Consider the following 13897-nt stretch of genomic DNA (forward strand, 5'->3'; position numbering starts at 1 on the left):
GAATTATCATACACGTTTGGCCAGACGCCGGCCTGTCTGGTGGATTGTGTATGAATTATCATACTCGTTTTGCCAGATGCCGGCCTATTTGGTAGAGTGTGTATGAATTATCATACACACTTACCCCGATGAAGCCACTTTTGTTGATTTTTGTATACAACCCTAGCCATATTATCGAGCCATAAGGACAACGGAACTACCTTGAAAATTCACTTTTCGGACAGCCCATCTTAAGCAAATCGACTTAACGCATTCAGCCGGGTTTTTCAGCACCAGTAAATTGATCCCACCATTGACTAAAAAACCGTCCGGACGGTATAGTTAACATTAACGAATACCTGAGGAGGATCGGACATGAGGTCGAATTCCAAACGCGCTTTGCTGCTGGAGGCTGCCGCCAGAATCGTCAAGGAAGAAGGGGCTGCGAAGTTGACGCTGGACGCGGTCGCACAGGAAGCGGGCGTCAGCAAGGGCGGGCTGCTGCATCATTTTGCGAGCAAGGAAGCACTGATCAAAGGATTGGTGGAGCACATTACGGATACGTTTGTCGCCGATATGGAAGGCCGGGTCAAGCGGGATCAGCGGGAAACGGGGAAGTGGAGCCGTGCCTATGTGGCTTCGACGTTCCAGGGCGGATCGGAGTCTGATGGACTGACGACGGCGCTAATCGCCGCGTTGTTCGCAAAGCCGGAGCTTCTGGGCAGGTTTAGGGAGCAATACGATTCGTGGCAGAACGAAATTCAGTCTGACGGAATGGATCCCGTGCTGTCCACGATTATCCGGCTTGCGACGGACGGACTTTGGTTCGCGGAGCTGTTCGGCTTCGGACTGCTGGACGACGGGCTGCGAAGCCAAGTACAAGCCAGGCTGACGCAGTGGACGGAGGGGGAGGCACGTACATGACGAACGCGTATTTGTTGCTGGCCGTAGCGATCGTCAGCGAGGTGTTCGGCAGCTCCATGCTAAAGTTGTCCGACGGCTTCAAGCGGCGCATGCCATCGCTGGGCGTTGTACTCGGCATGGGAGCCGCCTTCTATTGTCTGTCGCTGGCGCTCGCGGTTATCCCGCTAGGCACGGCATACGCGATCTGGTCCGGCCTGGGCACGGCGCTTACAGCCATGATCGGGGTTATCGCGTTCAAGGAACGGCTGGACTGGAAGAAGGGGCTGGGACTGATTCTGATCATCGCCGGCGTTGTCGTAATGAGATTATCGGGAGGCGGGCATTGATGGAACGGGGAACGAAGCAATCCTTGCTTAAGGGATACGGCTGGCTGTCGCTTGCCATCGTCACGGAAATATTCGGCACCTCCATGCTGAAGTTGTCGGAGGGATTCACGGTGCTGCTTCCGTCATTTGGCGTCGTCATCGGATTCGCGATTGCTTTCTACTGCTTGTCGATTAGTATCCGGACGCTCCCGCTTAGTCTCGCTTACGCGATCTGGTCGGGCGTCGGCACCGCGCTAACGGCGGTCATCGGCGTATGGATTTGGGGAGACGCTTGGAACGCCTACACGGTTGGCGGCATTCTGCTTATCATCGGCGGCGTAGTCCTATTGAATGGATCCAAGAAGGCTGAGACGGCAGGGAAGGCTGCGGAGCAGGGCTAGGTGTCAGAAGATACGGAGACCAGGCCTAAGATAATCTCCAGTCCCAACAATCTAAGCGTATACTAGCGGAATTGCCCTGGCTCTGTATGATCGATTTTGTGAATGCGGCATAGGATGGGCGCGTTGATCGGCCTGATGGAGACTCGGGAAAAATTCTTTGTTATAGGTTTGAGGTAAGCAGAAAAAGGGGTAAGTAGGTATACAATCTGCTTGGGAGGTGACAGCAATGAACGAATTCGAACGAAGCGCCGATAACCGGCGCGAGCAGCAGGGCAAGCGCGACAATCCGGAAGGTATTCCGACGGAGAATGAGAGTCTGTTCGATAAGTTTGTCAGCGAGCGCACGGTTGATCCGATCCCGGTTGAGGACCAAACCATTGAGCAACAAGACGAGAAGGATAAGGAGCGCACGAAACAGGATTCTCACAGCGAACGTAAGTATCGTACGGGAAATTGAGTGAGGTCTGGCTGAATAGATTTTCCTGGTTCACTTCTTTTTCCAATTGTGTTATCATACTTTTAAAGAAGCCGAGTGCGGCTAACACTCGGCTTAACAATTGGCTTGGATGGGATTCCCCTTCTGAGTTAAAAGGGCACAAAAACCCACCTTTGGCGTCAACCTTGGGGTGGGTTTTTACTTTCTCTTGTTGTTCGAATTAATGTAAGTTAAAAGTGCAAGGATAAACGATCCAAATAAAAACATGATCGTGATTGCATCCTTAACCTCCATGGCCTCACCTCCTTTCGAAGGGAAACCATGCCCACCCAAGATTCAATTGTCCTTCCTATTGTAGCATCATCTACTAATAGCACCTCTTATGAAGCCGATCGCGACGAGAAGCTTTGGAGAGGTGCTATTTGTATCTTGCAACGACAGGCCAGGAGGGGAGAGATTTGGACGGAAACAATAGGCGATTGCACGCCGCCATCTTCCTCCTTATAATAGTGGGACGAACCATAGGCTGCTCGGGAGCCGCGACAACAGAGGGAGGTGAGCTCCAATTGAAAGCGTTTTATTCGAATTTGCGGATCAAATACAAGCTGGTCGGGCTCATCTCTCTGATGATGCTGGTCATTGGCCTGGCCACATATTTCGTTATGCGCTTTACGTTCAAAGCCTATGACGACGAGATCTACAGGCAGTCGGCCAGCGCGCTGAACAGCGCCTCGCTAGGAGTGGAGAAAGAGCTTCGCGACATGGAGAAGCTCACGTTCACGATCGCGACCGATGGCTCCATACAGAGATATATGGACGTCATCAAGCAAGGAGGCTCGGACTACGACAACTTTCTGGTGGCGATCAGTCTGCAGGAGCGGCTGCTTTCGATCGGCGGCTTCGCGAAGTACGTGCTGTCGTTCCACCTTATTGATGTGTACCTGCGAGAGTATAAGCACGGCGCCAATGCGAACATGCTGTCAGCCGCGAGGATAGAAGAGGTTATAGCCGAGACGGAGCGGAATACCGGCGGGATCAGCTACATTTTTCCCGAGAACGGGGATGGCGCCTTGATTGCGGGAAGGCAGATCCGTCAAGTACGGAATCTCGAGCTGGATATTTTGGGTACGCTAGCGGTCAGGTTGGATCTGGCCAGACTGTTTCGCGATCTGGCTGGTCCCGTGAATCAAGGAGACGGCATGTTCGCGATTCTGGCGGGGGACGGGCAGTCCGTATACCCCACCAACCCCAGCATCGATGTCAGCGCCTTGAACGTCTCCCATGGAGAAGGAAGCGGCTACGAGGTGAGAGAAGTGAACGGCGAGCGCTTTTTCATCACCTACGTACCGTCGAGCTACATGGACTGGACTTATCTCAATATTCAGCCCTATGACGCGATCTTCCGCAAGACGGAGACAGCCAAGCAGTCCGTGTTTGTCATCTACCTCATTGTGTTCTTGCTCGTGCTCCTGGCGGCGTTGTGGTTTTCCCGTTCCGTGACGAGCCCTATCGAGCGCCTTAGCGACCGGATGAAGCGGGTGCAGATGGGACACTTCGAGTACGCGCTGCTGCCGGGAGAGAGGGAACCGGCCATGGACGAGGCGGGGCTGCTGCACCGCAACTTTCGCATAATGGTGGAGCGCATCAACGAGCTGATCAATGAAAATTACGTCAAGCAGCTGGCGATCAAGGATACGGAGTTCAAAGCGCTGCAGGCGCAAATCAACCCCCATTTCCTATACAATACGCTGGAATCCATCAACTGGTCGGCAAAGGCGGTGGGGCATAAGCAAATCTCCGTGATGGTGGAATCGCTCGGTTATTTGCTTCGCAGTTCCATCAGCGGCAAGGAGCCGCTTGTTCCGCTTCAGGAAGAGATGGCGACGATCGGTCATTATATATCGATTCAGGCGATTCGATTCGAGGAACGTTTGGACTTCCGCAGTCATATCCCTGCCAGGCTAAATGACTGTCTGGTGCCGAAGCTGTCGGTGCAGCCTATCGTGGAAAATGCGATTCAATACGCGCTGGAGCCGATGATCGATACTTGCGTTATTACTGTAGAGGCGGAGGAAAGCGGCGGCATTATGCGGCTTATCATCTCGGATAACGGTCCGGGCATCCAACATGACGTGCTTGCCCGTCTGGATTCGGGAGAATTGGTGCCGCGAGGAACAGGCATAGGCCTCCGAAATATCGATGAACGGATCAGGCTGCTGTTCGGAGAAGGCTATGGCCTCGAGGTGGGAGACAATAAAGGCGGAGGGACGCGGATTACGCTCGTACTGCCCGTAGAAATGAGGGATCCACATGTATAAAGTGCTGATTGTCGACGATGAAAGAATTATTTTGGAGGGGATTGCCGGTCTCATGGATTGGGCAAAATATGGAACGGAGCTTGCCGGAACGGCGCGCAACGGGCTGGAAGCGCTGGCGTTTATTGAGGAGCATGCCCCCGACATCGTCATCAGCGATATCCGGATGCCGGGCATGGACGGGCTCAAGCTGGCGGAGCAGACGCGGGAGCTGTTTCCGTCGATCGCCTTTATTATGTTGTCCGGCTTTGGCGAATTCGATTATGCGAGAAAGGCGATGCAATATGGCGTAAAACATTATTTGCTGAAGCCGTGCAATGAGAATACAATCGGCGAAGCGTTGTCCGAGGTGGTCGCGGGGCTGGGCGAGCAGAAGCGGAAGACGCAGTTCCTGGAGAATCTGCAGCAGGAGCTCCGTCAGGTGCTGCCAAGCGCGAAGGAGCAGTTCCTCAAGGAGCTTGTCACGAACAAGATGTATGGGCGCGGGGACTGGGAGAGATACAAGGAGCTGTTTGGCATCGAGGTGGAAAATGCCGAAGCCCGGCTTCTGCTGCTGCAGTTGGAAGGACAATTCGAATTTGAGCAGCTGTTCGCGCTCAAAAACATCGCGGAAGACTTGATCGAGCGGTCAAATCTTGTGCTGAGCACAACTATTGGCAATCAGGCGCTGCTGCTTGTCCGAAATACCTACGCCGAAGAGAGGCTGCTGGCTGTTCTTCACGATATACGCAACACGTTCAAAGGGTATTACCGGCTTGACGCGACGATCGCGGTCAGCGATCCCGGACCGCTTACGGACGCTCGACGCATGTATCTGGAGACGCTGAGATGTATGAGCTTCCGCTTTTATCTCGGCGAAGGCAGCATTATCACGGTCCGCGATACGGGAGAGGGCGGAGAGGACAAAAGCGGGCTTGCTCCCGAACAGGAGCAGCTGATGGCGGCATTTGCGACGCCGGTTCCTTCAACGGGTGAAGAGAGCGGATTTTTGTACGACGATGCCCGACTATGCCTGTATGCGAAGTCCGGCCATCTGGATGCCGTCATGCAGGAGCTGGATGAGGTGTTTAGATCGCTGGAGGAGCATCGCTTCGATGATTTGACGGTAAAGTCCTATCTCATCCCGCTTTACGTAGCTCTTATTCGTCAGGCGGATCCTTCGTCCATGAACGAGCATCTGAAGGAGCTTGGCCGATTGGAGGGCATCGCGACCATGCAAGGATTAAAGACGTTCGTGAAGGAGAAGGCGAGGTTAATCTGTCAGAGCAACTACGACAATCAGAAGCGCCGGCACTCCTCCATCATCGGGCAGATCCACGAGATCGTCGAAGCGCATATCGGTAATCCGGACTTGTCTCTGCAATGGGTGGCGAGCGAGATTCTCTATATGAACGCCGATTATTTAGGCAAGCTGTTCCGCAAGGAGACGGGAGAGAAGTTCTCCAACTATGTCATGAAGGCGCGGATGGAGAGGGCTGTGGCGCTGATCGGATCCGGCGGCGACGTGAAAGTGTTCGAGCTCGCGGAGAAGCTGGGTTTCGGCGATAATCCCCAATATTTCAGCCAGGTGTTTAAAAAATATACGGGCGTTTCGCCCTCCGAATACAAGAGGTTGCCTTGACGGAACCTCTGTTTTTTATACAAAGAGACCTGTTATTTACATTCCTTCAAAGGGCATCAGCCTATAAAATTAGCAATGTAAACACTTACAAAACAAGTGAAGCACGGAAGGGGAGCCAGACATGAGAAAATGGTTAACGGCAGTTCTTGCATGTACGGTCGCGTTCTCGCTCGCGGCTTGCGCCGGAGGGAACGGCAATTCGGCGGATCCGACAAGTACATCCACAAGCAACGGAGGCGCGGCGACGGATAAACCCAAAAACGTAACGCTCCGCATGGCATGGTGGGGTGGGCAGCCACGTCACGATTACACGCTGGAAGTCATCAAGATGTACGAAGCGCAGAACCCTCACGTAAAGATCGAGCCTGAATACGCCAACTTCGACGATTACTGGAAGAAGCTTGCTCCGCAAGCGGCGGCTAACGAGCTTCCCGATATTCTTCAGATGGATATTTCCTACCTGGCGCAATATGGTTCCAAAAAACAACTGGCCGACCTGACCCCGTTCCTGAACGCGGGCATCGACACGGCAAACATCTCGGAGAACGCGATATCCGGCGGACGCATCGGCGATAAGCTGTTCGGCTTCAACATCGGCGTCAACGCGGTCAACTTCCAATATGACCCCGAGCTGCTTAAGAAGCTTGGCGTAGACAAGCCGGACGACAACTGGAACTGGGACGACTACTATGCACTGGCTGGCAAAGCGAAGGAAGCGGGACTGTACTTCGACAACGGCTTCCGCCCGGAAGTATTCTTCGGCTACTACCTCCGAACAAAAGGCCAGCATCTCTACAACGCGGAAGGCACCGCGCTCGGCTACGAGGACGATCAGTTGTTCGTGGACTTCTTTAAGCCGCTGGCTCAGCTCGTGAAGGACGGCGACACGCCCGCTCCTGACGTAAAGGCGCAGATCAAAGGCGTAGAAGACGACATGCTCGTAAAAGGCCAACAGATCGGCATCTTCCAATGGACGAACCAATTCGTCGGCATTCAGCAAGTGGCGAACCGTCCGCTGGAGATGGCGCATATGCCAGGTCCAGATAGAGAAAAAGGGCTGTATCTGAAGCCAAGCATGTACTTCTCCATCTCCCAGAACTCCAAGGTGAAGGAAGAAGCAGCCAAGTTCATCGACTTCTGGGTTAACAATGTGGAAGCGAACAAGCTGATCAAAGGCGATCGCGGCGTGCCAGTCAATTCGACGGTTATCGATGCCATTAAGTCGGACCTCGCTCCGGCGCAGGTTCAAGTATTCGACTACGTTTCCTGGGCGCAAGAGAACAGCTCCCCGATGGATCCTCCGGATCCGGTCGGAACGGCGGAAATCATCCAGCTGTTTATGACGCTGACGGAGCAGATGGACTTCCAGCAGTTGACTCCGGAAGACGCGGCGAAGCAATTCCGCGAAGAAGCGAACGCTATTTTGGGCAAGAACAAATAGTGAGTTAGTCAAACAGGCATAACGCTCCGCGGCGGCAGGCATTGGAAGCCGACCGCCGCGGCTCTTGTCCGGTTCGCAGTACAATGGGAAGTGGACACTTATTAAGTCAGCGGGAGTTGGATAGTATGAGAACGGCATGGAAAAATCAGCTGACCGGTTACGCATTCATAAGCCCGTTCATTATCGGGTTTCTAGCCTTCACCCTGATTCCCATTATCGCGTCGCTGTATCTGTCGATGACGGATTACGATTTGTTTACCACGCCCGGCTGGATCGGGCTCGATAATTACGTGGAGATGTTTACGAAAGACAAGAAGTATTGGCAGTCGCTTAAGGTCACGTTCCTCTATGTATTCATCGGGGTGCCTCTGCGGTTGGCGTTCGCGCTTATGGTCGCCATGCTTCTGAACACGGCTTCGAAGGCAATCGGGTTATACCGTACTATATATTATTTGCCCTCCATCATCGGAGGAAGCGTCGCGGTATCCATCATGTGGCGCAACATCTACGGCGATCAAGGCATCATCAATCTGCTGCTGAACTCGCTGGGTCTCGACAGCGTACGCTGGTTCGCGGATCCGCTGGCTGCGCTCTGGATGCTGATCACGCTCTCCGTCTGGCAGTTCGGCTCGTCCATGCTGATCTTTCTGGCTGGTCTGAAAAACATTCCGCGTCCGCTGTACGAAGCAGCCAGCGTAGACGGGGCGAATGCCTTCCATCGATTCTTTAAAATCACGATTCCGATGCTGACGCCGATCATCCTGTTCAACGCGATTATGCAGACGATCGGGGCATTCATGACGTTCGTGCCGGCTTACATTATTTCCAAAGGCACGGGCGGACCGCTCGACGGCACGCTGCTGTACTCGCTGTATCTGTTCCGCCAAGGTTTCCAATTCTTTGATATGGGTTATGCATCCGCGATGGCCTGGGTCATGCTCATCATCGTCGCCGTGCTCACGTCGGTCCTGTTCCTGTCATCAAAGTTCTGGGTGCATTACGAGTCGAAGGAGGGGTAAGCGATGGCCGATCAATCTTCAGGACGGACGGCATCCGTTTCTCCCGGCGGCATGGGGCTGAGCAAGAGACCAAAGGGCAAGTCCCGCGAGCTCTCGCCTGCCAAAACGTTTAAGTGGACGATCTATCATCTGTTCGCTGCCGGTGGAGCTATCATCATGGTGTATCCCGTCATCTGGCTGCTCATGAGCTCGTTCAAGCCGAGCGACAAAATCTTTGTTACATCAGACAGTCTTATCCCGGATCCATGGATCTGGAGCAACTATACGCAAGGCTGGGAAGGCATTGGCGGCTATTCGTTCGGCACCTTCATCTGGAACTCGCTGGTGCTCGTCGTGCTTGCTACGATCGGCGCGGTTATTTCCTCGGCGTTCGTCGCTTTCGGATTCGCGAGGCTGAAATTCTGGGGCAGCGCATTCTGGTTCACGATCATGATGATTACGCTTATGCTGCCGCATGACGTCGTGCTTGTCCCGCAATACATTCTATTCTCCAAGCTGGGCTGGCTGAATTCCATCAATCCTATTGTCATCCCGGCGTATTTCGGCATGCCGTTCTTTATCTTCCTGATGGTGCAGTTCATCCATACCATCCCGAGAGAGATGGACGAAGCGGCGACGATCGACGGCTGCGGCAAGTTCAAGCTGTTCTACCGAATCATTATTCCACTGATCGCTCCTGCGCTGGCAACGGCCGCGATCTTCTCCTTCTACTGGAGATGGGAGGATCTTATCGGGCCGGTGCTGTATCTGAACAAGCCGTCTCTCTACCCGGTATCGATGGCGCTCAAGATGTTCCTTGATGCGGATACGTTGTCGAACTGGGGCGCGATGTTCGCGATGTCCATCGTCAGCCTGCTGCCCGTCATCGGCGTATTCTTCCTTTTCCAGAAGCATATCGTGGAGGGCATTAGTACGAGCGGATTAAAGTAATCAAGTCTGGCTGCAGCCATGGAAAAGTTAAGCACAGGGTGTAAAGTCCGAACAAAAAAAACCACTTCCTAACACTAGGTTGTGGTTTCTTCTTTGTTCCAATTCCGTTTGAACTCGCGTATTTGTTTGACCGTATCGACCTGCCTGGCCATATAATAAGCATGCTGTTGTGGCGTTAAATCGTGATGATAAATCTTCCCGACTGTAAAATAGGTTTCTTCAAAGTAATCTGCGATTTCTTTAGCCGTTAACCTGTTTCCAACAATTTCTCGGAATAAGGGTTTTACGATCGAACGGTCATCTTTTACCCATTCTTTGATTCCTCTTAATTGTCGTTTTGCAGGACGATAGTGCGACAGCACTTTATGCATTCTTCCTTGGCTATTTTTACGAAGATGGGTTTTAATTAAAACCATATCGTCTGATCCTTTAGACTTAGTGGTAGTCATTTCAATTCACCCCACTTAATGAAATCATTACTCCATGTTGAAACGATACCTTTATCTTTATTGTACCACGTTTCTGCAATAAATAAACCATCCAATGTCAGCATTGCATTTAAATCAGGATTATGAAAACTCAATTGATTTCCTAGACCTAATCCTTGCAAAGTTTGACCGCCTTGTGTCTTTGTTATTGCTTCTTGAAACCAAATAACGGATTCTTCAGTGACTTTATTCGAAAAAAGCTTTTTGAAATCAACCATTACTTTGCTGATCTTATTATCAGCCATCAGTCCAACAATAATATCTGGATGATTGCCGAATCTTTTCAAACAATCACAATTATTATATTCACTATGAATTCGATGGCGAAGTATAAATTCAGACCATTCGTAACATTCCCCGCCAAATATTTGAATATCATATTGGTCCACATCAACCAACTTGTCTATCTTATAACGAACAACAACGGGGGTCTTTTCTTTAACGTTCTTAATATTAAGGTTAAAATAGGCGTCTCTTTGCTCGTCATTAAATTTATTTTCCTCGAACTGTTCTTCGTCGAATTCATAACAACGAGTTGCCCATATCTGTGATTGCGCTATATCAATTGTAGTATATAATCCAGACCCAAAATCCTTATTCTTTGAGTACTTTATTAAGGCATCAACCGATATGGCCTGTTCAAATTTCACGGCAATATCAAAGCTTGTGCCATGATAAACGAAGTCAGGCAAGAACAATTTAACTCCCATGTCAAAACCTCCAAATTATGTATTTCTTCTATAATCTATCATAGAACATATGATTGCTAAATGAAAAGCTAGAAGCAATTAAAAAGCATCCTCCCATGGCAAATTGCCCTGGGAGGATGCTTTTTAATTGTTATGTCGCTCAGGCAACCCGAACGTGACCCGGACCCTATACCCTGAACCTGCTCACCGCCGTATTAAGCTCAGAGGCAAGCGTGCGCAACTGCTCGGCTGCGCCGGCGACTTCTTCGACGGAGGCAAGCTGCTCCTCGGATGCGGCAGCGACTTGCTGAGAATGGCCTGCCGAAGTTTGCGCGATACGGGCCAGCTCTTCGAGCGTAGCGGCGATTTGCTCGCTGCTGGCGGACATTTGCTCCGAAGCCGCGGATACCTCCTGAACCTGCGAGCTGACCTCTTCGACGGCTACCAGAATGGAGCGGAACGAATCGCCGGAGCCGCCAGCCAGACTCGTGCACTCTCTCGCTTCGGAAGCCGAAGTCTCGAGCGAATTGGACAGCGTTCCAGAGCGCGTGCTGATCGCTTGGAGTATCTCCGCGATCTCCTCCGACGATTCTCTGGAACGTTCGGCCAGCTTGCGAATCTCGGTGGCGACGACGGCAAAGCCATTGCCATGCTCGCCGGCGCGCGCCGCTTCGATCGAAGCGTTGAGCGCAAGCAGATTCGTCTGGCCCGCTACCTCGCTGATGTGGGACAGAATGTCGCCGATGCGATTGCTGTATTCGTTGAGCTCGCGCATGGATTCCGCCGCGAAGATGATGTGCTGCTCCAGCCGTTCGATCTGCCCCGTCGTACGGTCGATGATGATGCCGCCTTCCGCCGCCAGCTTCGCCGTATCGATTGCCAGCTCCGACACGACGCCGGATGATTCCGCGATGCGTTGAATGCCAACAGCCATCTCGGTCATCGCAGTCTGGCATTCCTGCGAACTGATCAGCTGCGTCTCCGTGCCAATTGCCACGTTCTGGATCGACTCCGTAATTTCGTTTGTTGCCTGCGCCGTTTGGGTAGCCGTCTCCTTTAGATTGAGAGACGAATCCCCCACCTCTCGAGCGGAATGCTGGATGTTGATCGTGAGCCTCCGAAGACTGCCGATCATCTCGTTAAAAGATTCCGCCGCCTGTCCGATTTCGTTGCCATTCGTTACGGGGACGGAAGCGGTCAAGTCTCCGCCTGCGGCCAGCTTGGCGTTGTCCCTTAGATTTTGCAGAGGGCGGATGGCCAAGCGCAGAAGCGGAATCATGATGCCGATGGCAAGACCGGCGGCAATAAGGCCCAGGGCAACCGCCCGAAGGAGCATTGTACTCATGCGCGCTTCGACTTTGCCGTAATCGAAGTCTATGCCGAATACGGCGACAGGCTCTCCTTTGACATTAAGAATTGGCGCCAAATAGGTAATCCAAGTGCCGAATCCATCTTCGAAAGGTGCGCTTAACCCGTGTTTGCCTGAAAGGGCTTCGTCGAAGTGGTTGAAAATGATGCTGCCAGCTTCGTAAGGCGCGGTCAGCGTTTCGGGACCGCCAAAGGAGTCGCTGATTTGGAGAAAATACAGTTGATGAGCTCCGTTCAGGCTTGTGGTTTTAGCAGAAAAATAATAGGCGTTCGTAATCGTGTCATCGTCTGTCATGCCGTTAAGCAGACTTTTTGTAATGGAACCTTCGTTGTCCGGGATCGGTTGGCCCGAGTTGACTGCGTTTGCCATGGGCTCAATCACACTGAGGTTGGCTTGCGTCTGAGCCCTTAGCGTCCTGCCAAGCTGTTCGAATTCGTGATACGCTGCCTCTTTCTGAGCGAGATACATGACCGTTGTCATAATTGCAATGATGATCAGAAAGAGAAAGGATAGAACGATCGAGCTGGTTGCGAGCAAACTTTTTTGCTTCAGCCATTTGAACAAATCAAAACACCCCACTTGAAGTTTTAACTCCATTATAATGACTAATTGTTAGCGAATTACGTAACAAATCGTTTGATTTGTATTAAGAACCCCCCGATTCGATAAAGAGACGATACAGTAGTAAATCGAAATCCGGCAATTTGGTTGTTAAAGGCCCTTTTCATCTCCTTGTATTGTACAAACACCGTTCCGATTTCTAGCTAAATCACATACTTTAAAGAAACCAATGAAAGGGGGGAAACTATGAGCGACGTAAACTATTACAAGAAGGAATTGCAACGAATAGCCTGGCGTTTGCAGTATAAAGCACGAAGTACACGCAAGCGTGAGTGTTCATGGATGGAATACAACCATCCGTATTATCATCCTTTCGAAATGGTTGATAATCGCATATTTGTTCAGCAACTACTGGCTGAAATTCAGCCTGGCATTGGGCGTAAGATCATTCATGGTCTTTTTATAAAGAACCAAACCGAAACACAATTGGCAAAGGAATTAAATATATCGCAACAGGGGGTCAATAAGTGGAAAAGGAAAACCCTCAAGTCGCTCTCACAGAAGATGAGTTTATGAGCTTGGTGAGCCAAGCCCAAAACCAAGATCCGGACGCTATGCTGAAACTTTTAGAATTCTTTGAACCAGAAATGCTCTGGCATACTCGATTTATTCGAATGCCTCAAGAAGATGCTCTGCAACACATGCGTCTCGCCTTAATTGAACTGTTCCATCCAATAATCCTGCAGTAGATGGGTCTCCGAATATTGACTGGGAGTACAATGTAGTAATAAACAGTAACGGGACGGTTTCTGTTACTGGTAAGCATGATGGTTTTCCTTGCCATGAGATATGGAAAAAAGTAGACTCCAATGTACCTAAAGCCCTATATACCTTTCAAAAAACTAACCTTTCTGCTCTTTTCGGTGATATGGAGCGTTCGGTAAATGTATCCGGATAATTTATATCAATGAATACAAAACCGACCGTTTAACGGTCGGTTTTGCTCCCCCTTGGATTTTATAGATTTAATTATTTAATGTTAACGAGGCGCTAGCGCTAATATCAAATGGATAGTCATATTTTAATTGTTCTGCCTGTCACTTTTATTGAACACTATTGAAACTAAACTAAAACCCAAACCAAAAGTTATCCCGGTTGAGGCAAACATTATATGCAATAGCTGGGCTTCGGATGAAAATAAACTGCCGCCACCAAGCATTCCCACGAAGAATAAAGTTGGTAGCCAAAAAATTAGCGAACAACAAATCGGATATAGGGAATAGCGGAGGAAGGGACGATTCACAATATGCCTGATAATGTACCATATAAAAAGGTATATGAGGCCTGTCGGAACATAGGCAAATACCGTCCAAAGTACCGTCGCATGAGTGTCCCCACCCAGTCGTTCCCCCGAGATTG

At 51.0% G+C, this 13897-nt stretch carries 15 protein-coding genes; 11 read left to right on the forward strand and 4 right to left on the reverse strand.

The genetic code is table 11. The annotated features are described in order from the left end of the window. Positions 1-354: 354 nt before the first annotated feature. The 4 genes from PAT3040_RS28840 to PAT3040_RS28855 all read left to right on the forward strand — a co-directional run bounded on the left by PAT3040_RS28840 (position 355) and on the right by PAT3040_RS28855 (position 2066). Positions 355-903 (forward strand): TetR/AcrR family transcriptional regulator, encoded by a 549-nt coding sequence (locus tag PAT3040_RS28840; protein ID WP_108995392.1) that lies wholly within the window; start codon positions 355-357, stop codon positions 901-903. Next, entirely contained in the window at positions 900-1229 is a 330-nt protein-coding gene (locus tag PAT3040_RS28845) for a DMT family transporter (protein WP_108995393.1), read from the forward strand. Before PAT3040_RS28840 ends, PAT3040_RS28845 begins: the two co-directional genes overlap by 4 nt. Next, positions 1229-1609 (forward strand): DMT family transporter, encoded by a 381-nt coding sequence (locus tag PAT3040_RS28850; RefSeq protein WP_108995394.1) that lies wholly within the window; start codon positions 1229-1231, stop codon positions 1607-1609. Before PAT3040_RS28845 ends, PAT3040_RS28850 begins: the two co-directional genes overlap by 1 nt. A 226-nt stretch (positions 1610-1835) precedes the next feature. Next, on the forward strand, positions 1836-2066 hold the full coding sequence (locus tag PAT3040_RS28855; protein WP_087571860.1) for a YczO family protein: 231 nt from the start codon (positions 1836-1838) through the stop codon (positions 2064-2066). Positions 2067-2243: 177 nt separating this feature from the next. Here the strand turns inward: PAT3040_RS28855 and comI are convergent, their stop codons facing one another. After that, positions 2244-2339, reverse strand: a complete 96-nt coding sequence (gene comI / locus PAT3040_RS38165) for a competence inhibitor ComI (protein ID WP_219930309.1) — start codon at positions 2337-2339, stop codon at positions 2244-2246. A gap of 272 nt (positions 2340-2611) precedes the next feature. On the opposite strand from comI, the gene PAT3040_RS28860 reads away from it, so the two are divergent. The 5 genes from PAT3040_RS28860 (at position 2612) to PAT3040_RS28880 (ending at position 9371) form a co-directional block, all read left to right on the forward strand. After that, positions 2612-4363: a sensor histidine kinase gene (locus PAT3040_RS28860; RefSeq protein WP_108995395.1), complete on the forward strand. Its 1752-nt coding sequence runs from the start codon at positions 2612-2614 to the stop codon at positions 4361-4363. Beyond that, the gene (locus tag PAT3040_RS28865) at positions 4356-5981 is read left to right on the forward strand and encodes a response regulator transcription factor (RefSeq protein ID WP_108995396.1); all 1626 of its coding nucleotides are present in this window, start codon (positions 4356-4358) and stop codon (positions 5979-5981) included. Before PAT3040_RS28860 ends, PAT3040_RS28865 begins: the two co-directional genes overlap by 8 nt. Positions 5982-6102: 121 nt before the next feature. Beyond that, a complete protein-coding gene (locus PAT3040_RS28870) occupies positions 6103-7422 on the forward strand; it encodes an ABC transporter substrate-binding protein (RefSeq protein WP_108995397.1) in 1320 nt (439 codons plus the stop codon). A 125-nt stretch (positions 7423-7547) separates the two neighbouring features. Continuing rightward, the gene (locus PAT3040_RS28875; protein ID WP_087571912.1) at positions 7548-8441 is read left to right on the forward strand and encodes a carbohydrate ABC transporter permease; all 894 of its coding nucleotides are present in this window, start codon (positions 7548-7550) and stop codon (positions 8439-8441) included. Between the two features lie 51 nt (positions 8442-8492). Then, entirely contained in the window at positions 8493-9371 is an 879-nt protein-coding gene (locus PAT3040_RS28880) for a carbohydrate ABC transporter permease (protein WP_108995473.1), read from the forward strand. A gap of 74 nt (positions 9372-9445) precedes the next feature. On the opposite strand, the gene PAT3040_RS28885 is transcribed toward PAT3040_RS28880, so the two are convergent. From PAT3040_RS28885 to PAT3040_RS28895, 3 genes are all read right to left on the reverse strand, one after another. Next, entirely contained in the window at positions 9446-9820 is a 375-nt protein-coding gene (locus PAT3040_RS28885) for a hypothetical protein (RefSeq protein ID WP_146200587.1), read from the reverse strand. Beyond that, complete coding sequence (locus PAT3040_RS28890; protein WP_108995399.1) at positions 9817-10569, reverse strand: DUF3990 domain-containing protein; 753 nt, start codon at positions 10567-10569, stop codon at positions 9817-9819. The genes PAT3040_RS28885 and PAT3040_RS28890 overlap by 4 nt, the downstream gene beginning before the upstream one ends. Before the next feature lie 166 nt (positions 10570-10735). Beyond that, entirely contained in the window at positions 10736-12481 is a 1746-nt protein-coding gene (locus tag PAT3040_RS28895) for a methyl-accepting chemotaxis protein (protein WP_181376900.1), read from the reverse strand. Between the two features lie 524 nt (positions 12482-13005). Between PAT3040_RS28895 and PAT3040_RS28900 the strand changes: the two genes are divergently transcribed. Both PAT3040_RS28900 and PAT3040_RS40160 read left to right on the forward strand, forming a co-directional pair. Continuing rightward, positions 13006-13227 carry a hypothetical protein gene (locus PAT3040_RS28900; RefSeq protein WP_108995401.1) on the forward strand — a complete coding sequence of 74 codons (222 nt, stop codon included), beginning with the start codon at positions 13006-13008 and terminating at the stop codon, positions 13225-13227. A gap of 38 nt (positions 13228-13265) precedes the next feature. Then, a complete protein-coding gene (locus PAT3040_RS40160; protein ID WP_373863984.1) occupies positions 13266-13436 on the forward strand; it encodes a DUF3238 domain-containing protein in 171 nt (56 codons plus the stop codon). The last annotated feature ends 461 nt before the right edge of the window (positions 13437-13897 follow it).

The organism is Paenibacillus agaridevorans, assembly GCF_003112455.1.
Lineage (GTDB): Bacteria > Bacillota > Bacilli > Paenibacillales > Paenibacillaceae > Pristimantibacillus > Pristimantibacillus agaridevorans.